The sequence below is a fragment of the Rhodococcus sp. A14 genome, from assembly GCF_011603105.1.
Classification (GTDB): domain Bacteria; phylum Actinomycetota; class Actinomycetes; order Mycobacteriales; family Mycobacteriaceae; genus Rhodococcus_F; species Rhodococcus_F opacus.
In genome coordinates this window covers 1-19,647 of record NZ_JAAOQS010000146.1, presented here as the reverse complement: position 1 = coordinate 19,647, position 19,647 = coordinate 1, and the positions used below count along the sequence as shown (strand labels likewise).

The 19,647-nt window shown below is 68.6% G+C and carries 27 protein-coding genes, 1 tRNA gene and 1 other RNA gene; 15 read left to right on the top strand and 14 right to left on the bottom strand.

Features of this window, described 5'->3' with window-relative positions:
• Both G9373_RS40955 and pip read left to right on the top strand, forming a co-directional pair.
• A partial coding sequence (locus tag G9373_RS40955) for a hypothetical protein (RefSeq protein ID WP_167120653.1) occupies positions 1 to 323 on the top strand: 323 nt, incomplete at its 5' end.
• Positions 324 to 330: 7 nt separating this feature from the next.
• Positions 331 to 1,296, top strand: a complete 966-nt coding sequence (gene pip / locus G9373_RS40950) for a prolyl aminopeptidase (protein WP_167120652.1) — start codon at positions 331 to 333, stop codon at positions 1,294 to 1,296.
• 4 nt (positions 1,297 to 1,300) lie between these two features.
• On the opposite strand, the gene G9373_RS40945 is transcribed toward pip, so the two are convergent.
• Both G9373_RS40945 and G9373_RS40940 read right to left on the bottom strand, forming a co-directional pair.
• Positions 1,301 to 2,701, bottom strand: a complete 1,401-nt coding sequence (locus G9373_RS40945; RefSeq protein WP_037203218.1) for an RNB domain-containing ribonuclease — start codon at positions 2,699 to 2,701, stop codon at positions 1,301 to 1,303.
• A gap of 30 nt (positions 2,702 to 2,731) precedes the next feature.
• A complete protein-coding gene (locus G9373_RS40940; protein WP_005254262.1) occupies positions 2,732 to 2,917 on the bottom strand; it encodes a hypothetical protein in 186 nt (61 codons plus the stop codon).
• Positions 2,918 to 3,319: 402 nt separating this feature from the next.
• On the opposite strand from G9373_RS40940, the gene G9373_RS40935 reads away from it, so the two are divergent.
• The 3 genes from G9373_RS40935 to G9373_RS40925 are packed head-to-tail and all read left to right on the top strand — an operon-like array spanning position 3,320 to position 4,828.
• Complete coding sequence (locus G9373_RS40935; protein WP_167120650.1) at positions 3,320 to 3,766, top strand: MaoC family dehydratase N-terminal domain-containing protein; 447 nt, start codon at positions 3,320 to 3,322, stop codon at positions 3,764 to 3,766.
• Positions 3,763 to 4,182, top strand: coding sequence for a MaoC/PaaZ C-terminal domain-containing protein (locus tag G9373_RS40930; RefSeq protein WP_005567677.1), 420 nt, complete (start codon positions 3,763 to 3,765; stop codon positions 4,180 to 4,182). The genes G9373_RS40935 and G9373_RS40930 overlap by 4 nt, the downstream gene beginning before the upstream one ends.
• 22 nt (positions 4,183 to 4,204) lie before the next feature.
• Entirely contained in the window at positions 4,205 to 4,828 is a 624-nt protein-coding gene (locus tag G9373_RS40925) for a LysE family translocator (RefSeq protein ID WP_005567679.1), read from the top strand.
• Positions 4,829 to 4,836: 8 nt separating this feature from the next.
• Here G9373_RS40925 and G9373_RS40920 read toward each other — a convergent pair whose 3' ends face one another.
• A complete protein-coding gene (locus G9373_RS40920) occupies positions 4,837 to 5,640 on the bottom strand; it encodes an alpha/beta fold hydrolase (RefSeq protein ID WP_005254266.1) in 804 nt (267 codons plus the stop codon).
• A 196-nt stretch (positions 5,641 to 5,836) separates the two neighbouring features.
• Positions 5,837 to 6,274, bottom strand: an RNA gene (gene rnpB, locus G9373_RS40915) — RNase P RNA component class A.
• A gap of 60 nt (positions 6,275 to 6,334) precedes the next feature.
• On the opposite strand from rnpB, the gene G9373_RS40910 reads away from it, so the two are divergent.
• The gene (locus tag G9373_RS40910; RefSeq protein ID WP_206033612.1) at positions 6,335 to 6,862 is read left to right on the top strand and encodes a DUF1697 domain-containing protein; all 528 of its coding nucleotides are present in this window, start codon (positions 6,335 to 6,337) and stop codon (positions 6,860 to 6,862) included.
• 7 nt (positions 6,863 to 6,869) lie between these two features.
• Positions 6,870 to 8,120 (top strand): SLC13 family permease, encoded by a 1,251-nt coding sequence (locus G9373_RS40905; RefSeq protein WP_043790267.1) that lies wholly within the window; start codon positions 6,870 to 6,872, stop codon positions 8,118 to 8,120.
• Positions 8,121 to 8,127: 7 nt separating this feature from the next.
• Here the strand turns inward: G9373_RS40905 and G9373_RS40900 are convergent, their stop codons facing one another.
• The 4 genes from G9373_RS40900 to cobC form a co-directional block, all read right to left on the bottom strand.
• On the bottom strand, positions 8,128 to 9,234 hold the full coding sequence (locus G9373_RS40900) for a bifunctional RNase H/acid phosphatase (RefSeq protein WP_167120645.1): 1,107 nt from the start codon (positions 9,232 to 9,234) through the stop codon (positions 8,128 to 8,130).
• Complete coding sequence (locus G9373_RS40895) at positions 9,231 to 9,968, bottom strand: C4-type zinc ribbon domain-containing protein (protein WP_005254270.1); 738 nt, start codon at positions 9,966 to 9,968, stop codon at positions 9,231 to 9,233. Before G9373_RS40895 ends, G9373_RS40900 begins: the two co-directional genes overlap by 4 nt.
• 98 nt (positions 9,969 to 10,066) lie before the next feature.
• Positions 10,067 to 11,206, bottom strand: a complete 1,140-nt coding sequence (locus G9373_RS40890; RefSeq protein ID WP_005567684.1) for a Nif3-like dinuclear metal center hexameric protein — start codon at positions 11,204 to 11,206, stop codon at positions 10,067 to 10,069.
• Positions 11,203 to 12,273, bottom strand: coding sequence for an Rv2231c family pyridoxal phosphate-dependent protein CobC (gene cobC, locus G9373_RS40885; RefSeq protein ID WP_054248483.1), 1,071 nt, complete (start codon positions 12,271 to 12,273; stop codon positions 11,203 to 11,205). The genes G9373_RS40890 and cobC overlap by 4 nt, the downstream gene beginning before the upstream one ends.
• Here cobC and G9373_RS40880 point away from each other — a divergent pair.
• The 3 genes from G9373_RS40880 to G9373_RS40870 are packed head-to-tail and all read left to right on the top strand — an operon-like array spanning position 12,267 to position 14,353.
• Positions 12,267 to 12,968 (top strand): HAD-IA family hydrolase, encoded by a 702-nt coding sequence (locus G9373_RS40880; protein ID WP_005567691.1) that lies wholly within the window; start codon positions 12,267 to 12,269, stop codon positions 12,966 to 12,968. The two genes, cobC and G9373_RS40880, sit on opposite strands and share 7 nt — an antisense overlap.
• Entirely contained in the window at positions 12,955 to 13,428 is a 474-nt protein-coding gene (locus tag G9373_RS40875) for a low molecular weight protein-tyrosine-phosphatase (RefSeq protein ID WP_005254274.1), read from the top strand. The genes G9373_RS40880 and G9373_RS40875 overlap by 14 nt, the downstream gene beginning before the upstream one ends.
• A gap of 43 nt (positions 13,429 to 13,471) precedes the next feature.
• Positions 13,472 to 14,353: an SURF1 family protein gene (locus G9373_RS40870; RefSeq protein WP_043790269.1), complete on the top strand. Its 882-nt coding sequence runs from the start codon at positions 13,472 to 13,474 to the stop codon at positions 14,351 to 14,353.
• Here the strand turns inward: G9373_RS40870 and G9373_RS40865 are convergent.
• Entirely contained in the window at positions 14,294 to 15,277 is a 984-nt protein-coding gene (locus G9373_RS40865) for a cobalamin biosynthesis protein (RefSeq protein WP_167120643.1), read from the bottom strand. The genes G9373_RS40870 and G9373_RS40865 overlap by 60 nt on opposite strands.
• Positions 15,278 to 15,326: 49 nt before the next feature.
• Here G9373_RS40865 and G9373_RS40860 point away from each other — a divergent pair, with 49 nt between their 5' ends.
• The gene (locus tag G9373_RS40860; RefSeq protein WP_005247817.1) at positions 15,327 to 15,689 is read left to right on the top strand and encodes a DUF5655 domain-containing protein; all 363 of its coding nucleotides are present in this window, start codon (positions 15,327 to 15,329) and stop codon (positions 15,687 to 15,689) included.
• A 330-nt stretch (positions 15,690 to 16,019) separates the two neighbouring features.
• Positions 16,020 to 16,211, top strand: coding sequence for a hypothetical protein (locus G9373_RS40855; protein WP_005254278.1), 192 nt, complete (start codon positions 16,020 to 16,022; stop codon positions 16,209 to 16,211).
• Between the two features lie 4 nt (positions 16,212 to 16,215).
• Here the strand turns inward: G9373_RS40855 and G9373_RS40850 are convergent, their stop codons facing one another.
• Complete coding sequence (locus G9373_RS40850) at positions 16,216 to 16,413, bottom strand: hypothetical protein (RefSeq protein WP_005567696.1); 198 nt, start codon at positions 16,411 to 16,413, stop codon at positions 16,216 to 16,218.
• A 135-nt stretch (positions 16,414 to 16,548) separates the two neighbouring features.
• Between G9373_RS40850 and G9373_RS40845 the strand changes: the two genes are divergently transcribed.
• On the top strand, positions 16,549 to 17,064 hold the full coding sequence (locus G9373_RS40845; protein WP_005567698.1) for a hypothetical protein: 516 nt from the start codon (positions 16,549 to 16,551) through the stop codon (positions 17,062 to 17,064).
• On the top strand, positions 17,057 to 17,317 hold the full coding sequence (locus G9373_RS40840) for a hypothetical protein (protein WP_005247825.1): 261 nt from the start codon (positions 17,057 to 17,059) through the stop codon (positions 17,315 to 17,317). Before G9373_RS40845 ends, G9373_RS40840 begins: the two co-directional genes overlap by 8 nt.
• 99 nt (positions 17,318 to 17,416) lie before the next feature.
• On the opposite strand, the gene G9373_RS40835 is transcribed toward G9373_RS40840, so the two are convergent.
• The 4 genes from G9373_RS40835 to G9373_RS40820 all read right to left on the bottom strand — a co-directional run bounded on the left by G9373_RS40835 (position 17,417) and on the right by G9373_RS40820 (position 19,155).
• A tRNA-Val gene (locus G9373_RS40835) sits at positions 17,417 to 17,488 on the bottom strand.
• Positions 17,489 to 17,520: 32 nt separating this feature from the next.
• A complete protein-coding gene (locus G9373_RS40830; protein WP_005247827.1) occupies positions 17,521 to 17,985 on the bottom strand; it encodes a peroxiredoxin in 465 nt (154 codons plus the stop codon).
• Positions 17,986 to 18,024: 39 nt separating this feature from the next.
• Positions 18,025 to 18,450, bottom strand: a complete 426-nt coding sequence (locus G9373_RS40825; RefSeq protein ID WP_005247829.1) for a DUF3052 domain-containing protein — start codon at positions 18,448 to 18,450, stop codon at positions 18,025 to 18,027.
• Between the two features lie 168 nt (positions 18,451 to 18,618).
• Entirely contained in the window at positions 18,619 to 19,155 is a 537-nt protein-coding gene (locus G9373_RS40820) for a hypothetical protein (protein WP_005562267.1), read from the bottom strand.
• Positions 19,156 to 19,379: 224 nt separating this feature from the next.
• On the opposite strand from G9373_RS40820, the gene G9373_RS40815 reads away from it, so the two are divergent.
• A partial coding sequence (locus tag G9373_RS40815) for a hypothetical protein (protein ID WP_167120641.1) occupies positions 19,380 to 19,647 on the top strand: 268 nt, incomplete at its 3' end.

Below are 19,647 nucleotides of genomic sequence, written 5' to 3'. Positions count from 1 at the left end.
CCACCCCACCCCCGGCCACCACCGCGGTTCCCGGCCCCGGCCTGGTGCCGGGTGGTGTCACCGAGGCGCAGGCCGCCCAGCTGTGCACCGACCTCGAAGGTCAGTTGCAGAGTTGGCGCACCTACACCCCGACCATCGGCAAGACCGGGTTGAACGGTCTGGTCGGCACGTGGATCGCGAAGAACAACCTCAACGCGCTCGACTTCCTGCAGGACCGGGGCCGGATCGACGTCATCACGACGGCGGCCTGCCCCGGCATCCGGCAGGAAGCGGTGACCGCTCTGGTGATCCCCGATCTGGCGTCCGGCCTGATCGGGTTCTGAGGCCGACGTGACCCAGCTGCGCACCCTGTACCCGCCGCTCGAGCCGTACCAGTACGGGCATCTCGACGTCGGCGACGGTCAGCAGATGTACTGGGAGCAGAGCGGGAACCCCGCCGGGAAGCCGGTCGTGTTTCTCCACGGCGGGCCCGGCGGCGGCACCGATCCCGCGCAACGACAGTTCTTCGACCCGCAGGTGTACCGGATCGTGCTGCTCGACCAGCGCGGATGCGGCCGTTCCACACCCCACGTCGCCGACGGGGCCGATCTGTCGGTCAACACCACCGACCGTCTCCTCGGCGATGTGGAGTTGCTGCGCAGCCATCTCGGTATCGACCGGTGGCAGGTCTTCGGCGGGTCGTGGGGCTCCACGCTGGCTCTCGCCTACGCCCAGAAGCATCCCGGCCGGGTCACCGAGCTGGTGTTGCGCGGCATCTTCCTGCTGCGCCGCAGCGAGATCGACTGGTACTACAACGGCGGTGCCGGACATCTGTTCCCCGAACTGTGGGAGGAGTTCCTGGCGCCGGTGCCGGAGTCGGAGCGGGGTGGCGACCTCGTCGAGGCCTACCACCGGCTCCTGCAGTCCGACGATCCCGACGTCGCGACGCGGGCCGCGGTCGCGTGGTCCACGTGGGAGGGCGCGACGAGTTCGCTGCTCCCCAAACCGGAACGGGTGGTGGAGACGTCCCAGCCGAGGTTCGCGCTGGCCTTCGCCCGCATCGAGAACCACTACTTCCACAACCGCGGGTTCCTCGACGAGGGTCAGCTTCTCCGGGACGCCGCCGCGCTGGACGGCATTCCGGGCGTGATCGTGCAGGGGCGCTACGACGTGGTGTGCCCGGCGACCAGTGCGTGGGCGCTGCACCGGGCCTGGCCGGGTTCGCGGCTCGAGATCGTCGACGACGCGGGACACTCGGCGATGGAGCCGGGCATCGTGCATCACCTCGTCGAGGCAACGGACCGGTTCCGCGACTGACGCGCTATGCGGGGTAACCGAACTCGACGGTCCGCTTCGCGACGTCGGCGGAGACGAGCCTGATCTTCACCTGTTCGCCCTCGGCCGGGTCGCCCACGCATTTCGCCATCACGGACACGGACGGGACGAACACGTCCGCGGTGCGCTTGCCGTTCCGTGACCGCAGCACGGTCGCGTCGAACGTCTCCCCCACCCGGTCGGCGAGCACCGTCGCTTCGGTGAGGTCGATGCAGGCACGGTCGATCTTGCTCGCGAGGGAATCCGAGCCGACCATGATCTCGGGCATCGAACCCAGGGCGTCCCGCGCCCAGGACGGCACCGGCGTTCCGGCGGTGACGGCGAGGCACACCTCCGTCGAGTACCGATCCGAGAGCCGGCGCAGCGGCGCGGTCACGTGGGCGTACGGGGCGCCGATGGCGGCGTGCGTGGTCAATTCGGGCAGGGCGCCGTCGAACGCCGCGTAGTCGGCGCCCCGCAGCAGCGACGGCGCCTCGGTCATCAGCACCAGCGTCGACGCCGAATTAGGGTCGAGCCGCGCCAGGAGTTCACCGACGCCGACGCTCTCCGGCCAGTCGATCCCCAATGCCGACGCCGTGCGTCGCAGCGCCTCGACCGCGTCCGGTCCGGCGGGCGGCAGGGTGCGGAGCAGCCCGACCTTCGCGTCGAGCATCATGTCCGCGGCGCACATTCCGGTGAGGAGCGAGACCTCGGCGTTCCAGTCGTCGGCCTCCGTGCGGGGCGCGAGGTCGACCCGCCAGCCGTCGCCGTCCGGCACCACTTCCTGCTCGGGGAGCCGGAGTTCGATCGCTCCGCGCGCCACCGCCGCCGCCGTGCGGAGCCGGCCGAACTCCGGCAGCGACGCGATGGACGGATGCAGTCTCCCCGCCTCCGAATCGGCCTGCACCCCGGCGTAGTCCAGCCGTGCCACGGAACGCACCGTCGCACGGGACACCGTGCAGGACAAGGGTGTGGCCGATTCGTCGAGTTCGATCCGCCACACCACCGCCGGGCGGTCCTCGTCGGGGAGAAGACTCGCGGATCCCTCGGAGAGTTCCTTCGGGTGCAGCGGCACCTTGCCGTCGGGGAGGTAGAACGTCTGCCCGCGTTTGCGGGTTTCCACGTCGAGCACCCCACCGGGCTCCACGACGGCGCCGACGTCCGCGATCGCGTAGTGCAGGACGAATCCGACCTGTGTCCGCTCCAGATGCAGCGCCTGATCGAGATCCAGGGAATCGGGCGGATCGATGGTGACGAACGCCAGATCGGTGCGGTCCTCCCGCTCGGACGCGTACCGGTCGGACGCCGCCCGCGCCTGCGCGACCGCCGCGGGCGGATACCCCTCCGGCAGGTGGAATTCGGTGCGCACGGTGCCGAAATCGATTCCGCGCGCGACGAAACGACTCATCGGCACCTCACGCACACCCTCTCGACAACGCTAGTTGTTCCACTCCTCGTCTGCCCGGTCCGCCGCCTTGTTCCGCTCCGCGGCGATCTGCAGCGCCTTCTCGGCGGACGCGCGATCGGGGTACGGGCCCATCCGGGACATCGACGATGCCGCCTTCCCCTGCGTGACCGTGCCGTCCTCGACGTTGTAGTACCAGAGATGATCTTCGTCAGTCATGCCCTCAGTGTGGCACCGGTGGGACGTGTGGGGTTGTGGATCACGCTCATACTGTTACCCTCGGAGTCCTGTCCGGTGATACGGTCCCCGGCGCCGGTCAGTGCGGTGCCGATGGCTCGCCTCCCGGCGCAGTGCCCGAACAGAGAATGGAGCGAGCATGTCAACGATCATTTTTGATCAGCTACTTCCCTACCTCGGTGCCGAAGGCGCCACCTACTGGGCCCAACTGCTGATGGTCGATCCCGTCTGACGGCTGTCGATCAGTCGATACGTCGAAGCCCCCGCCGGACCTGTCCGGCGGGGGCTTCGACGTGAGCGGGCAGGCACGTCCGCGACACATTCGTGACGATTCTCCGAACGCTTCGCCCTGCCCTGGGGACGGGACGTCTCTAGGCTGACCTGATGGCAGTGAATCCAGCGATCGAGGGTCGTGTCTATCCGCCGACCGAGCCCTACCTCGTCGGCCGCGAGAAGATCAGGGAATTCGCCCGCGCCGTCTTCGCCACCAACCCGACGTCCTTCGACGTCAGCAGTGCCCGCGCCGCCGGTCACGCCGATCTCGTTGCCCCGCCCACGTTTCCCGTCATCGTGCAGGAACGCGCACTGGCGCAGCTCGTCGCCGATCCGACGTCGGGAATCGAGCCGGTCAATCTGGTGCACAGCACCGAACACGCCACGTCCATCCGCCCGGTCGTCGCGGGCGACGAACTCTCCGCGGTGCTCACCGTCACGAACGTGACGTCACGCGGTCCGCATACACTGCTCGTCGCCGACATCGAGATCCTCGACGCCGCAGGCGATCACGTGAGCACCATGACGTCGACGCTGTTCGTCAGGGGGGAGGAATGACGTCGCCGCAGCGAATCATGCTCGGCGACACCGTCGCCAAGGCCCGATATCACGTGACCCGGGAATCCCTGGTCCGCTATGCCGGGGCGTCCGGTGATTTCAACTCCATCCACTACCGGGACGACGTCGCGAACGCCGTGGGCCTGCCCGGTGTGCTGGCGCACGGAATGCTGACGCTGGGACTGGCGACGCAGTGCGTCGTCGACTGGCTCGGCGACCCGGCACGGGTCACCGGATACCGCGCCCGCTTCACCAAGCCGGTGATCGTCGCCCCGGACGACGGCGCGGTCGTCGAGGTCGTCGCGAAGGCCGCACAGGTCGACGAGGCCGCGGGCACTGCGAGGATCGACCTGACGGTGACGTTCGACGGGCACACCGTGCTCGGCAAGTCACAAGTCTGGATTTCACTGCGCTGAGCGCGCCCGACATACTGGGCCGATGATCGGTGTCGTGATGACCGCGTTCGCGGTGCTCGGTCTCCTGACCGTCATTCCGGGTCCGGACATGGCGGTGGTGACGCGCGCCGGCCTGTCCGGTGGACGCGGCGCCGCGCTGCGAGCGACGTTCGGCGTGGTCGCCGGGTTGATGGTGTGGGGCGCGCTGACCGTCGTCGGGCTCGGCGCGGTGCTCGCCGCCTCCGCGGAGGCCTACACCGTCGTGAAGATCGTCGGCGGGATGTACCTGGCGTATCTGGGCCTCTCCACCCTCTGGCGCAGCCGGTCGCGACAACGCACCGCCGCGCCCGGACCGGCACAGGTTCCGTCGCCGGGGTCGAGTTGGCGGGCCGGGTTCCTGACCAACCTCCTGAACCCGAAGATCGCAGTGTTCTACACCGGCCTGCTCCCCCAGCTCGTTCCGCCCGGGTGGCCGACCGCCCCGACCCTGGCGTTGCTCGTGCTCGTTCACGGGCTCCTCGGGATCGTCTGGCTCGGCGCGTACAGCCTTCTGCTGACCCGTGCCCGCACCACGCTGGAGAAGCCGTCGGTGCGGCGGGTCCTGGATCGGATCACAGGAACGGTCCTCTTCGGTTTCGGCGCCGTCGTCGTCGCCGAGGCGCGGTAGGGCCGAGGTCAGTTCCGGGAATCGCCGGAAGTCGCCGAGCTGCCGCCGAGCAGAATCGTGCTGATCAGATTCGGGTCGTCGGTCATCGGGACGTGCCCGATGCCGGGCAGGACCAGTATCCGCGCCTGCGGGAGGAATCGGCGCACCCGCCGTGCCTGATACACCGGCAGAATCAGGTCGCGGCGCCCCCACGCCACGGTGACCGGAACCGTCGCGTCGACGACCGGCGGAAGATCGAACGAGGCCGTCACCCCCTTGTCGACCAGGGCGTTGGTGGTGAGCGAGTGCGCGTCGACCACGGCATCCTCGTACGGCACCCGGCTGGGCCGTGCGAAGAAGGCGGCAAGCGAGGGATAGCGGACAGCCTTGTATCGCAAAGCCTTCGGAGCGTTCGGACCCATTGCCCGGGCGAGTCCGCGCAGGGCCCGGAACGTGTAGATGGTGCGGGCCTGATCGGCGTGGTTGACGAAGAAGCCGGCCGGTGAGAGCGCCGTGGCCGAGGCGACCTCGCCCCTGGCCGCCAGCGCGAGGGACAGCCAGCCTCCGAGCGAGTTTCCGGCGACGTGGGGCCGTTCGCCGGGCGGCGTCACCGAGCGGACGAACCCGCTCAGTTCCTCGAGGAGTTGATCCATCATGTCCGGGCCGTCTTCGAGTGCCGCCGATTCTCCGTGTCCCGGAAGGTCGACGGTGACCACTCGGCGATAGGGCGTCAACTGATCCAGCAGGGCGTTCCAGGCCTGCCGGCGATGCACCACCCCGTGCACGAGTATCAGGGTGGGGCCGGAGCCGGCGATGTCGTGGGGCAAGTCCATGGACAGATGTTACCGCTATCACGAGTAACATCTACTGCCGCCGATAGAGGGGCCCCATCGCCCACGGACGTGGGCGACGGGCCCCGGCATCGACCCCGATTCGGGTCAGTCGGGCCGTTGCGGGAAAGATGCTAACCGGTCTGTTTGTTACTCGCCAGTCAGGATCGAGACCTCGCCGACCGGCGCACGGGTGAGGCGGACGAGTTGGCGTGTAAGCCGGATCCTGTCCCCGAGCGCCGAAGCGCCGGGTGGCGACCATCCATCTGGGCACACCGTCGCCGGGTACCTCGAGCGGTTCACCCGCAGGCTCGGGCGAGCAGCCCTCGGACACCTGCGCAGCCGCACCGGGACCCGGAGGATCCGGTGCGGCCTTCAACCTTGCTCCGGGCGGGGTTTACCTAGCCACCCCGGTCACCCGGGGTGCTGGTGCGCTCTTACCGCACCGTTTCACCCTGACCGACGCCTCACCCCGGAGGATGTGGCGTCGGCGGTCTGTTTTCTGTGGCACTGTCCCGCGAGTCACCTCGGGTTGCCGTTAACAACCGCCCTGCTCTGTGGAGTCCGGACTTTCCTCGACTCAGGGCCTGTGCACTGATGTGCTGGTTCCCTGTGCCGCGGTCGCCCGGCCAACTCGTCCGCCCGATCAGCCTACAGTTCGCGCGAACGTGTCATGCCGCCGCACTATGGTCTGATCATGACCCGATACGCCGCCCTCCTGCGCGGCATCAATGTGGGCGGCATCAACATCAAGATGGCCGACCTCCGCAGCACCTTCGTCGATCTGGGATTCGAGAACGTGAAGACCGTCCTCGCGTCGGGCAACGTGCTGTTCGATTCCGACCGTGACGACGTCCCCGCACTGAAGAGTGAGATCGAATCCGGGCTGCGTGCCGAATTCCACTACGAAGCCTGGGTTTTCGTCCTCGACCTCGACACGGTTCGACAGATCGTCGACGACTACCCGTTCGACCCCGAGCGAGAAGGCTGGCACCCGTACGTGCTGGTGACGCCCGAACCCGAGGTCCTGGACACCCTTCTGAGCATCGGGGGCGAGCTGGATCCGGAGGTCGAACGAGTGCAGGCCGGCGACGGCGTCCTGTACTGGGAAGTCGAACGGGGTATGACGCTCAAGAGCAGGTTCGGCAAGAGCACCGGCGCTCCCAAGCTCAAAGCGTTCACCACGACCCGGAATCTGCGCACCCTCCACAAACTCCTGAAGTGACCCGTCGGTGACAGTTCTGGCGGTGGCGCTCGTCGCCGGAGTCCTCGTCTTCGCGGTCGTGCGTCCACGGAGGCTGCCCGAGATCGTCGCGGCCGCACCGGCCGCGGTCGTCGTCCTCGCCACCGGTCTGGTGACGCCGGCGGAGGCCTGGGACGAAGTGTCGGAGATGGCCCCGACCGTCGGGTTCCTGGCGGCGATCCTCGTCCTTGCGCACCTCGCGGACGCCATGGGGGTGTTCACCTGGATCGCGGGCCGGTTGCGGCGCGGGGCGCGGGGGGATCCGAAGAGGTTGCTGACTCTCGTGTTCGCGGCGGCGGCGCTGACCACCGCGGTCCTGAGCCTCGATGCCACGGTGGTCCTGCTGACACCGGCGGTGATCGCCACCGCCCGCTCGCTGCGGATGGATCCGCGCCCCCATTCGTATGCCACCGCGCACCTGTCGAACACCGCGTCGACCCTGCTGCCCGTCTCCAACCTGACGAACCTCATCGCGTTCTCGGCGACCGGGTTGAGCTTCCTGCATTTCACCGCCGTGATGGCGCTGCCGTGGGCCGTGGCGATCCTCGTCGAATTGATCCTGTTCCGAGTGTTCTTCCGGCGGCACCTCGTCCGGCCCGAAGCCGAGCCGGAGCCGAAACGTGACCCGCCGGCGCCGGTAGTCGCACTGTCGATCATCGCGGCCACACTCCTGGGGTTCGCGGTGTCCGGCTTCGTCGGGGTCGCACCGGCGTGGGTGGCCGCGGCGGGGGCGATCGTGCTGGGCGTCGTCGCCCTGCGCGACGGCCGGACCAGCGTGGGCCGGATCGTGTATTCGATCGACGTGTGGTTCTGCGGGTTCGTCCTGATCCTCGGCGTCGTCGTGGCCGGGGTCGCGAACGGTCCGATCGGCGAATGGATCGCCACGCGACTGCCGACCGACACGTCGTTCACGGCGTTGCTCACGATGGCCGTCGTCGCCGCGGTCGCCGCGAACCTGGTGAACAACCTCCCCGCCACGCTGCTCCTGCTGGCAGCGCTCGGACCGCACGCTCCGACCGGACTCGTGCTGGCGATGCTGCTCGGTGTGAACCTCGGCCCCAACCTCACGTACGTGGGGTCGCTGGCGATCATGCTGTGGCGGCGCGTCGCCGCGCGCGCCGGATCTCCCGCAGATCTCCGGACGTTCACGCTTCTCGCGCTGGTGACCACGCCGTTGACCCTGCTCGCCGCGGTCGTTGCCCTCTGGGCCTGTGAGTACTTGTTAACCGCCCGCGGTTAACAAGTACTCACAGGTGGGAGGTGTCGTTGACCAGGCGGACGGACGAGCCGCCGTCGGGATAGAACTCGGCGACGCTCAGCGACGCCAGATCCAGATGCAGCTTGTACAGCAGGGACGGTCCCGCGTCGAGCGCCAACTGCAACAGGGTCTTGATGGGGGTCACGTGGGTGACCACGAGGATCGTGGAGCCGGCGTAGGAGGCGGTGAGGTCGTCGCGGACCTTCAGGATGCGCTCCCGCACCTCGTCGAAGCTCTCCCCCGCGGGCGGGCACACCGACGTGTCCGACAACCACTTGCGGTGCAGTTCGGGGTCACGCTCGGCAGCTTCCCGGAACGTGAGGCCCTCCCACTCGCCGAAGTCGGTTTCGGTGAGGCCCTCGTGCACGGTGACCGGGAGTCCGAGCACCTTCGCCGCCGCCGTCGCGGTCTGCTGCGCGCGTCCCAGCGGGGACGACACCACGGCCGCGATTCCGCTGTTGCCTGCAAGTCGAGCGGCCGCGCCGTTCGCCTGGGCCTGCCCGATCTCGGTGAGGGCCGGGTTCCCGCGACCCGAGTACCGCCGGTCGACGGACAGCGCGGTCTGCCCGTGCCGGAGCAGCAGCATCCGGGTCGGGGCGCCCGTCGTGTCCATCCAGCCGGGTGCCGTGGGGGTGGCCTTCTCCGGCTGGACGGCAGCCGGTTCCGGTTCGGCGTCGGAATCGCCGGCGGCGCCGTCCATGGCTTCGTTGGCGAGGCGGTCGGCGTGCGCGTTCTCCGCCCGCGGAATCCAGGTGTACGTCACAGAATCGAACTGCCGGGCGAGTGTGGACGCCTGGCGCTGCAGCGGAATCATGTCCGGGTGCTTCACCTTCCAGCGCCCGGACATCTGCTCGACCACCAGTTTGGAGTCCATCCGCACGTCCACCTCGGACGCGCCGAGTTCGGCGGCGGCGTCGAGACCGGCGATCAGGCCCCGGTACTCGGCGACGTTGTTGGTGGCGATCCCGAGGCTCTCCTTGCGTTCCGCGAGAACGGTGCCGTGGGTGGCGTCGAACACCACGGCGCCGTAGCCGGCGGGTCCGGGATTGCCGCGCGAACCACCGTCGGCCTCGACGACGACCCGACCGGCACTCACAGACCCGACTCCTTCGTGCGCACCAGGATCGCGCCGCATTCCGAGCAGCGCACCACGACGTCGGGTGCGGTGGCGGTGATGCGGGAGATCTCGCCGCGGTCGAGTTCGATGCGGCACGCTCCGCAGCGCCGGGCCTGCAGCAGCGCCGCTCCGACACCGTTCTGGCTGCGCTGCTTCTCGTAGACGGCGATCAGGTCGGCGGGGAACTGGTCGGCCAGCGCTGTGCGGTCGCGGATGCAGCGCTGCTCGGCGGCGTCCAGATCCGCGACGGCGTCGTCCCGGCGGCGGGCGGCGTCGATGAGGTCTTCCTCGATCTGCGACAACTGCGCACCGGCGTGGTCGTGGTCGGACTGCGACGCCTCGCGCCGTTCCATCACCTCGAGCAATTCGTCCTCGAGCAGTCCCTGACGGCGGACGAGGCTGCCGAGTTCGTGTTCGAGTTCGGTGAGCTGCTTCGATCCGACCGTTCCGCTCTGGAGCAGCGTGCGGTCGCGGTCCTCGCGCTGACGGACGGCGTCGACCTCACCTTCGAGCTTGCGGATGTCGCGGTCGAGATCGTCGAGGACGATTTCGACGGCCACCGCCGCGTCCTTACGGGTGACGCGCTCCGCCTCGAGCCGCTCGACTTCCTGACGCTCCGGAAGCGCGGTGCGTCGGTGGGCGATCCTCGACAGCTCCGCATCGACGCCGGCGAGGTCGAGAAGCTTGGACTGCACCTGTGGTTCGACGTTCACGCGTGGTAACTCCTGCTGTCTTCTGTGAAGGGTTCTTGTGTGCAGATTGCTGGGTGTCAACCGTACCCCGGCGGATCACCGGTTTCGGCCGGACGGCGCTACGACGGCGACGCGCTGACCGACCACGGATCGGTCCGTACGGCCGACACCCGAACCTGCCAATCCGGTGTATGGCCGAACGCGGTGTCGAGGACGCCCTTGGCCTGGTCACACCACGGCTGCTCGCTCGCCCAGTGCGCGACGTCGATCAGGGCCGGCCCCCCGGCGCGCAGGTGCTCGTCCGCCGGGTGGTGTCGCAGATCGGCGGTGACGTAGGCGTCCACGCCGAGTCGGGAGACGGCGTCGAGGTACGAGTCGCCGGAGCCGCCGCACACCGCGACGGTGCGGATCGTCGCTTCGGGGTCGCCCGCGGCCCGCACGCCCCACGTCGTGGCGGGCAGCGCGTCCGCCACCCGGTCGGTGAAGTCCCGCAGCGACAGCGGGTCGGGCAGCTCCCCGACCCGCCCGAGTCCGCGGGGTCCGGGGAACGTCGCCATCTCGAACACGTCGAACGCGACCTCCTCGTACGGGTGGGCGGCGCGCATCGCGGCGAGCACGTTCTGCCGGATGCCGCGCGGAGCGATCACCTCCACCCGGCTCTCCTCGACACGTTCGAGCGCACCGACCGCGCCGAGGGTGGGGTTCGCACCGTCGGTCGGGAGGAACTGGCCCTGCCCGGTGACGGACCAACTGCAGTCGCGGTAGTTGCCGATGTGCCCGGCGCCCGCGTCGAACAGGGCGCGCCGCACCGTATCGGCGTCGCCGGCCGGGACCAGGACGACCCACTTGTCCAGGTTCTCGGTGGGGTGCGGGTCGATCGGTCCGGTGACGGTGAGTCCGAGTGCCGCGGCCAGGGCGTCGGAGACGCCGGGGTCCGCGGAGTCGGCGTTGGTGTGCGCGGTGAACAGGGCGCATCCGGTCTTGATCAGCTTGTGGACGAGTGCGCCCTTCGGCGTGTGGGCGCCGACGGTGTCGACGCCGCGCAGCAGCAGTGGGTGGTGGACGAGGAGAAGGTCGGCGCCGGCGTCGATCGCCTCGTCGACGACGGCGGCGGTCGGATCGACCGCGATCGTCACCGTCGTCACCGTGTCGTCGGGGTCGCCGCACACGAGTCCGACGGAGTCCCACGATTCAGCGAGGGCGGGCGGGTACGCCGCATCCAGGGTCGCGATCACGTCGGCGAGACGCACCGGATTCACAGGATCTCCTTCATCGCGTCGATCAGGACATCGGTCTGCTCACGGGGTCGCACCGCGACCCGGAGGAAGTCGGGACCGAGTCCGGGGAACGTGTCGCACCGCCGCACGGCGATGCCCCGCTCGCGCAGTTGCTTCCGCACGAGTTCGCCGTCCGGCAGTCGGAGCAGCAGGAACGGTGCGACGGCGGGCTGGTGCACCGCGACGCCGATCTCGTTCAGCCGCCAGATCAGGTAGTCCCGCCACGCACCCAGCACGACGGCGTGCTCCCGGGCGGCGGCGACGGCGTCCGGTTCGCTGCATGCGGCGATCGCCTCCACCTGCAGGCTTCCCAGTGGCCAGTGCGCCCGCCCCACCTGCAGGCGTTCGAGGATCTCCGGGGAGCCGAGCGCGTATCCGCAGCGCAGCCCGGCCAGTGCCCACGTCTTGGTGAGGCTGCGCAGCACCAGTACGTCGGGCAGCGAACGACCGGCGAGCGACTCGACCTCACCCGGCACCGCGTCGGCGAACGCCTCGTCGACCACGACGATCCGGCCGGGCCGGCGCAGCCGCAGGATCTCCTCCGCCGGGTGCAGCACGGAGGTGGGGTTGGTCGGGTTGCCGATCACCACCAGGTCGGCGGAGTCGGGGACCGCGGCGGCATCCAGGACGTACGGGTCGTCGAGGAGCACCTGCGTGACGGGCACGTTCGCCTCCCGCAGGGCCCACTCCGGTTCCGTGAACGACGGATGGATCAGTGCCGCCTCCCGGACCCCGAGCCGCGGGAGCAGGGAGAAGCCCTCGGCCCCACCCGAGAGGAGCAGCACCTCCTCGGGCGAGCGGCCGTGCCGGGCGGCGACGGCGGTCCGGGCGACGCGATCGGCCCCGACGGTGGGATAGGAGCCCAGGCGCGGCAACGCGTCCGCGAGGCGCAGTCGCAGCCATTCCGGGGGCCCGTCGCCCTGCACGTTCACTGCGAAATCGAGGAGACCGGGCCCCGCATCCACGTCTCCGTGGTGACGCAGGCTCTCCCGGCTACCGGCACGAATGTCCACAACCGTCGAGCCTAAGGGACAATGGTCCGGTGACATCTCTCTCCACCTCCCCGTCCTCCGCCCCTTCGGCCCTGTCGGCTCCGATCGTGCTGTTCGATCTCGACGGCACGCTCACCGACTCCGCGCCCGGCATTCACGCCGGGTTCCGTCATGCGCTCGCGACGATCGGGCAGCCGGAACCGACCGACGAGATGATCGACGCCGTCATCGGCCCGCCGATGATCGACACGTTCCGGTCGATGGGGCTGGACGAAGACGTCGTGCAGCAGGCGATCGCGGCCTACTTCGAGCGCTACGACAGCGTGGGGTGGGCGGAGAATGCCGTCTTCGACGGCATCGAGAAGGTGCTGATCGATGCCCGCGACAGCGGCCGACGGCTCGCCGTCGCCACGTCGAAGTCCGAACGGTTCGCGATCCGCATCCTCGAACACTTCGAGCTGGCCCACTACTTCGAGTTCATCGGCGGCGCCAGCGACGACGGCAGTCGCCGCGCCAAGTCGGACGTGATCGCCCACTCCCTCCGGAACCTGGGAGTCGCCGCCGCCGAGGGCGCCACCCCCGACGTCCTGATGGTCGGCGACCGTGACCATGACGTCCTCGGTGCCGCGCACTGGGGTATCCCCGCGGTGTTCGTCGAGTGGGGTTACGGTTTCCCGGCCGAGGCCGAGCGCGCGCACACGACGGCGGAGACCGTCGCCCACCTCGGGAAGCTGCTCGATGCCGCAGCCTGACACCCCGCTGCACGTGACGTTCGTGTGCACCGGCAACATCTGCCGCTCCCCCATGGCTGAGAAGATCTTCGCCGAACACCTCCGCCGGGAAGCCCTCGACGACCGGGTGATGGTGAGCAGCGCCGGGACCCACGGCTGGCACGTCGGCCGCGAGGCCGACATCCGCACCAACGAGACCCTGAAGCTGAACGGGTACCCGACGGGCCACACGGCCGCGGAGGTCGGACCGTTCCATCTCGGCGCCGATCTGGTGGTCGCACTGGCGGCCAACCATGACCGTGAGCTTGCCCACATGGGGGTGCCCGACGAACGCCGCCGGTTGCTGCGCAGCTTCGACCCGGACGCGGACACGTCGTCCGTCCCCGACCCCTTCTACGGCGACCTCGAGGACTTCGAACGGGTCCGCCTGCAGATCGAGGCCGCGGTGCCCGGGTTGCTCGACTGGGTGCGCAGCCGGTAACCCACGATCAGGGTCCCCACCTGCGAGCGGCTACCGTGGAGGCGTGCGAAGGCTGAGATTTCTGTTGCGACCCGGCTGGTTGGTGTTGGCCTTGGTGGTCGCCGGATTCGCATTCATGTGTTTCTACGTGCTCGCGCCGTGGCAGCTCGGCAAGAACACGTCGACGGAGCACCGGAACCAGCTGATCGCCGACTCGGTCGACGCCGACCCCGTTCCGCTGGAGACCCTGCTGTCCGGCGCGGCCCCGAATCCGGACGACGAGTGGCGCCGCGTCACCGCGACCGGGTCCTACGTCCAGAACAGTGACCTGCTGGTCCGGTTGCGGTCCATCGAATCGCAGCCCGCCTACGAGGTCCTGACCCCGCTGCAACTGACGGACGGTCGCACGATCCTGGTCAACCGCGGCTACGTCCGACCGGTCCAGGGAACCGAGCCGCCGCCGGTGGATCCGCCACCGGCCGGGCCGGTGACGCTCGACGGTCGCGTCCGCAAGTCGGAGGGCACCATCGCCGGCAAGGAGCCGATCGACGAGAACGGGCTCCGCCAGGTGTATTACATCGACGCGGGTCAGATCGGCGGTTTCATCGGCACCGACCTCGTCGACGCGTACGTGCAACTCGAACCCGATCAGCCCGGCGGCCTCGGGACCATCCCGCTCCCGCAACTCGACGCGGGCCCGTACCTGTCGTACGGCTTGCAGTGGCTGGCGTTCGGCATCATGGCCCCACTCGGCCTGGCCTACTTCATCCGCGCGGAGTGGCGCGAACGCCGCAAGGAGAAGTCCGCGAAGACCTCCGAGGCCTCCGCTCCGGCTCCCGCACCGGTGGCCCGGAAGAAGCCGTTCACCCGAAGCAAGCCGGTGGAATCAACTCCTCGGACGGCGGCGGAAGCGAAGCTGGCCGACCGCTACGGCAAGGGCCGCTGACACCAGCGCCGCGCCGCCCTGCACCGCGGCGGACAGCTTCACCGCACGGTCGAGGTCGACGGGCCGGGGCGACGCCCCGGAGCCGAGGACGGGTCGCATCTCGACGCCGTGCGCGTATTCGGTGCGCCCGCCCAGTGAGATCCCGAGTGCGCCCGCCGCGCTGGCCTCCGCGACGCCCGCGTTGGGGCTGGGGTGCTGGGACGCGTCGCGTCGCCACGCCTCCCACGCCTCGTTCGGCGACCCGCCGACCGTCGGTGCGGCCGCGACGGTCAGCGCACCCGTCAGGCGGGCGGGCAGCAGGTTGAGGACGTCGTCCCACCGCGCCGCCGCCCAGCCGAAGTTGCGGTACTTCGGCGAGCGGTACCCGACCATCGCGTCCAGGGTGTTGGACGCCCGGTAGACGAACAGTCCGGGGATGCCTGCCACCGCGCCCCACACGAATGCCCCGACCGCCGAGTCGGACGTGTTCTCGGCCACCGACTCCAGCGTCGCCCGCGTGAGCCCGTCGACGCCGAGCACGCTGGGGTCGCGACCGCACAGCGACGGCAGCAGGGAGCGGGCGGCGGCAAGATCGTCCGCCTCCAGGTGTGCGGCCATGGTCGATCCGGTCCGTCCGAGCGACGTTCCGCCGAGCACGGCCCACGTCGCGGCGGCCGTTCCGGCCGCCTCGCCTGCCCATCCCCCGCGCCGCGCCACCTGCGTCGCGGCGACCCCCAGACCCGCCGCTCCGCCGACCAGGACGGCCACGTGCAGGATCCCGGCCGACCGGGAGTCGCGGTACGTCGCCTTCTCCAATGCCATTGCCGTGCGGCCGAATCCGGCCACGGGATGCCACCGGGCAGGATCGGCGAACACACGGTCGGCGGCGAAGCCGAGAAGCAGTCCGGCAACACGCGCGGTGGCGGGACGGGAGGTTCGATGCACGCCGATATTTGTATCAACTAACGTTGCAGGCGATGTAAAGGAGCGTCCCATGAGTGCCGCGATCGACGAGTACCTGGCAGGCAAGGACCCGGACGCCACCGAGCGCCTACTGCAGTTCCGTGACCTCGTTCTCGCGTGCGGGGAGGTGGACGAGCGAGTCCACCGGACGGAGATCGCGTGGGCTCGTGCCCGCGTCTTCGCTGCCGCGTTCATCTATTCGTCGCGGCTCGAGATCGCCCTCGACCTGCGCCGGCGCGTCCATCACCCCCAGCTGCGCGAGGCGTTTCCCACCACGAAGACGGTGATCACGCACCGCTTGACGATCACCTCCGACGATCAGCTCGACGACACGCTGGCCGCGCTCCTCGCCGAGGCCTACGACACGGTGGGTCCGGGCACTCGCGCGCGCTAGCCGGGTGGACAATTGCGCACCAATTCGCCGGAAACCCGCGCAATAGCGTGTGCGTCTCACCAATCCGTCGGCAGCTGCGAACGCGCACCCGTTCCGGTCGGAATGTCGGATTCCTGAAACTCTGCTGAGTATCTCGCCAAGCGCCCTTTCCTGCGCCTACCATGGTAAATGCCGCCTCGTTCCCCCCATTCAGGGCGGCGCACGGCCCCGCCCTGCTCACATCTTCGGTGCTGACTCAACACACCCACGTGGCCCGGCGGGGTTCTGCGCGTCCGGTGGACATTCGTGTGAGGCATTGGTTTCGCCGACTGCGCCTGGGACGATCGAGAGGTGTGCAGCGACCTGACGAAGCTCGGCGACGACGAACTGCTCGCCCAGCTGGATGAGCACCGAGCCCTGCTCGGGGAGTCGATCGCGAACGACTACGGCTGCGAAACGGTCCGCGGAGTCACGAGCCGGATCACAGCATTCGAGGCCGAACTCGATCGCCGCGGCTCCGCGGTCTCGCGCGATGCAACCTGACGGGCTACGTGCGGGACGTGCGGCTCGTGGCGGGCGCGGACCAGACGCCGGTCACTTCCCCGTCCTCCTCGTAGCGGTCGATCTTCACGATGCCCGCCCCGGATTCGGTGGGCCGGTGCGTCTCGTTGACGGCCTGGAAGTCTGATTCGAAGGTCTTGTCGCTCGACGTGCCGTTCCGCAGCGTCACCTTGTACCTGGGCATGTCAGGAATATGCCACTGCAGGCGGAGGTCCGGGCGATGAACAGGTTAACTTCACGAAACCGGTCACAGCACCGCAGCCGAACTGAAATGACACAAATCTGTGTCATTTCAGTCAGAACTGCTATCTTCGATACTGTGCCGTCCGACACACAGCTGATCTTCGCCGACCATGTCGGCCGCTTCTACGCGCGCCAGTACGGATTCCCGCCGATGGCGGGACGGCTGCTGGGATACCTGTTCGTCTGCGATCCGCCGCAACAGACGATCGACGAACTGGGCGAGGCGTTGCTGGCGAGCCGGAGCGCCATCACCGGGGCGGTCAAGCTGCTCGAGGGCTATCGGATGGCGCGGCGAACCCGTGTGGCCGGCGAGCGAGTGGACCGGGTGAGCCTGGACCCGGCGAGTCAGCAACCGCAGAACTTCGATTCCGCCCTCCACCGGGAGCATGCGGCGCTGTTCCGGGAGGGATTGGCGTTGCTGGCCGACGCTCCACCCGAACGCCGCGCCCCACTCGAGGAAATGGTCGCGCTGGCCGACTTCCTCAGCGAGCGACTTCCCGCCCTGCTGGACGAGTGGCACACGCATCGCGACGAGCTCCGGGATCGGCACACGAAGAAACTCGATCGAGAAGAGGAAGTACATCATGACTGAATCCGACCTGTCCGTCCTGCGCGAGCGCGCCGAGAACGGTGACGCCACAGCGGTGGACATCCTGATCGAGCTCGCCGGCGAGCGGGGTGACATGGACGAGCTCCGGCGCCTCGCCGACAACGGCAGCTCCGACGCGGCCGACCAGCTCATCGAAGTCGCTACCGAACTCGGCGACATGAACGAACTTCGCCGCCTCGCCGACAACGGCAACATCACCGCCGCCGAACAGCTCATGGAACTCACCGAGGAGTGAGACGAGGTGAGCGGCAGCCGACCGCGGCAGCGGCGCGAACACCGGCATCGAGAAAGCCCCGACCCGCGCGGAAACGCAGATCGGGGCTTTGCCTGACGGTGGGCGCGGAGGGTTTCGAACCCCCGACCGCTGGTGTGTAAAACCAGAGCTCTACCACTGAGCTACACGCCCGAACATCCGGCGAGAACCTCGCCGGATGCGCATCAGGACTCTAGCGTGGCGAGAGCCTTCTCCCAAGCTCCCTGGTCACGGGCCTCTCCGGGCCCGTTCATCTCGGCGAACCGGATGACGCCTTCCTTGTCGATGACGAAGGTGCCGCGGTTCGCGAAGCCCAGCTTCTCGTTGAAGACGCCGTACTGCTGCGCGACCGCACCGTGCGGCCAGAAGTCGGCGAGCAGCGGGAAGGTATATCCCTGCTCGGCGGACCAGATCTTGTGTGTCGGCGACGCACCGACGGACAGCGCGAGAATCGCAGTCTCGTCGTTCTCGAACTTCGGCAGTTCGTCGCGAACCTTGCAGAGTTCACCCTGACACGTTCCGGTGAACGCGAGGGGGTAGAACACGAGCAGGACGTTCTTCTTTCCGCGGTAATCGGAAAGCGTCACTTCCTGATTGTTCTGATCCTTGAGAGTGAAATCGGGGGCGGTGGTGCCCACCTCGAGCGGCATGACGTGATCCTTAGGTGAGTGAACGAAAAGTGAGACTGCTCAGCGCTTGTTCGCGGGACGCGACTTCGGCTGAACCAGACGGCTTCCCGACCAGTCCCCGAGGTTAGCCGCCGACGTCTGGGTGAGACCGGCTGTAGGTGCGGACTCGGCGATCTCGCTGGGCTCGACGTGACCGGGCTGACCGGTCTTGGGGGTGAGGACCCACACGAATCCCTCGTCGGCCAGGGGGCCGATGGCATCCATGAGGGCGTCGACGAGGTCTCCGTCTTCGTCGCGCCACCACAGCAGCACGACGTCGATCACCTCGTCGGAATCCTCGTCGAGCAGTTCTCCACCGATGGTGTCCTCGACCGCGGCACGCAGGTCGTCGTCGGTGTCCTCGTCCCAGCCCAGTTCCTGTACCGCCATGTCGGCAGTGATCCCGAGTTTCTGAGCGTAGTTTTGGGCGTCCGCCGCGGCGACCACGGTGGGGTCCTCCTTTTGTTGACGGTGCTCGGATACCCGAACACCTGCCGGATGAAGATCAATTAGGTGAAAGCGAACATGCTCGAACGCTTTCGCGCAAGCCGACCACGCGAATTTTTCTCAGAAAGTAGTGATGCGTGGTCATCGACCGAGCCTACGGTGCGGGAGTCACGATGTGGGGCAGGCTGCCCGAATCGCGTCGCTGAGCTCGTCTCCACGGCTGGCGAGCGTGTTCAGAATGTCGCCGCGTTGCCCGCCGTCGACGGCGGCCGCGAGTTCCCGATAGTTGTTCGCGTAATCGGTGAGCAATCCGGTCAGTTCGGTAGGAAGCGTGGGTGTGGCGGCGTTCGCACCGTCGGCCGCCGCCCGAAGGGCCGCCGCCGCGGCGCTCGCCTTCGCGCCGGTATCCGCGGCATCGGCGTTGGCGGCGTCGATGAAGGCGTTGTAGGTGTCGATGGTGTCGCCGGCACGGTTCACGAACATCGTGCACTGTTCCACGAGCGCCTCCCGCTCGGCTGCGGCCTTCTGTGAGGACGACGCGGCCACCGATGAGGACGTCGCCTCCGCGGCGTACTCGGCGGCCTGAGAATCGTTCTGCTGCGCGGTCCCCTCGATGGCGCCGCCGCATCCGGCGATGACGCCCACACCGACGATCGCCGCGACGGCAGCACTCGCCGGCCCCCAGCGGCGCCTCGACGTGCGCATTCGTCTCCCCCATGTTTTCGACGACATCGACAAGTTCAACATTCGGCCCCGGATCTGCGCAAACGCTACCGGAGAGTAACCCGAACACAGTGTGCCGACTGCGCCGCGATGGTGAAAGATAAGGGTCGCGCCATATTCATAAAGGAGATGGGTCGGGCCTAACAAGGCCGCGATCGCATGGAGAGGACGCCACACCGCGCGTCCCACCACAATGAGGAGCAACGTTGTCAGACCTGATCCAGGGACCCGCGTCTCAACCGGATTCCGCCACACCCGGCGCCGGAGCGGCCCAACCTTCCAACCCCAGTGCGACCCCGGGTTCCGACGGCCGCGTTCGCGTCATCCGTGAGGGTGTTGCGTCTTACCTGCCGGATATCGACCCGGACGAGACCACGGAGTGGTTGGAATCGTTCGACGGACTGTTGGACCGGTCCGGACCGACCCGTGCCCGGTATCTGATGTTGCGGATGCTCGAGCGGGCCGGGGAGAAGC

Coding starts and splice junctions, on each gene's coding strand:
- G9373_RS40945 (WP_037203218.1), bottom strand. CDS start 2,701: ATGAGTCGTTTCGTCGCGCGCGGAATCGATTTCGGCACCGTGCGCACC.
- G9373_RS40940 (WP_005254262.1), bottom strand. CDS start 2,917: ATGACTGACGAAGATCATCTCTGGTACTACAACGTCGAGGACGGCACG.
- G9373_RS40935 (WP_167120650.1), top strand. CDS start 3,320: ATGGCAGTGAATCCAGCGATCGAGGGTCGTGTCTATCCGCCGACCGAG.
- G9373_RS40930 (WP_005567677.1), top strand. CDS start 3,763: ATGACGTCGCCGCAGCGAATCATGCTCGGCGACACCGTCGCCAAGGCC.
- G9373_RS40925 (WP_005567679.1), top strand. CDS start 4,205: ATGATCGGTGTCGTGATGACCGCGTTCGCGGTGCTCGGTCTCCTGACC.
- G9373_RS40920 (WP_005254266.1), bottom strand. CDS start 5,640: ATGGACTTGCCCCACGACATCGCCGGCTCCGGCCCCACCCTGATACTC.
- G9373_RS40910 (WP_206033612.1), top strand. CDS start 6,335: ATGACCCGATACGCCGCCCTCCTGCGCGGCATCAATGTGGGCGGCATC.
- cobC (WP_054248483.1), bottom strand. CDS start 12,273: ATGTCACCGGACCATTGTCCCTTAGGCTCGACGGTTGTGGACATTCGT.
- G9373_RS40875 (WP_005254274.1), top strand. CDS start 12,955: ATGCCGCAGCCTGACACCCCGCTGCACGTGACGTTCGTGTGCACCGGC.
- G9373_RS40860 (WP_005247817.1), top strand. CDS start 15,327: ATGAGTGCCGCGATCGACGAGTACCTGGCAGGCAAGGACCCGGACGCC.
- G9373_RS40850 (WP_005567696.1), bottom strand. CDS start 16,413: ATGCCCAGGTACAAGGTGACGCTGCGGAACGGCACGTCGAGCGACAAG.
- G9373_RS40840 (WP_005247825.1), top strand. CDS start 17,057: ATGACTGAATCCGACCTGTCCGTCCTGCGCGAGCGCGCCGAGAACGGT.
- G9373_RS40830 (WP_005247827.1), bottom strand. CDS start 17,985: ATGCCGCTCGAGGTGGGCACCACCGCCCCCGATTTCACTCTCAAGGAT.
- G9373_RS40820 (WP_005562267.1), bottom strand. CDS start 19,155: ATGCGCACGTCGAGGCGCCGCTGGGGGCCGGCGAGTGCTGCCGTCGCG.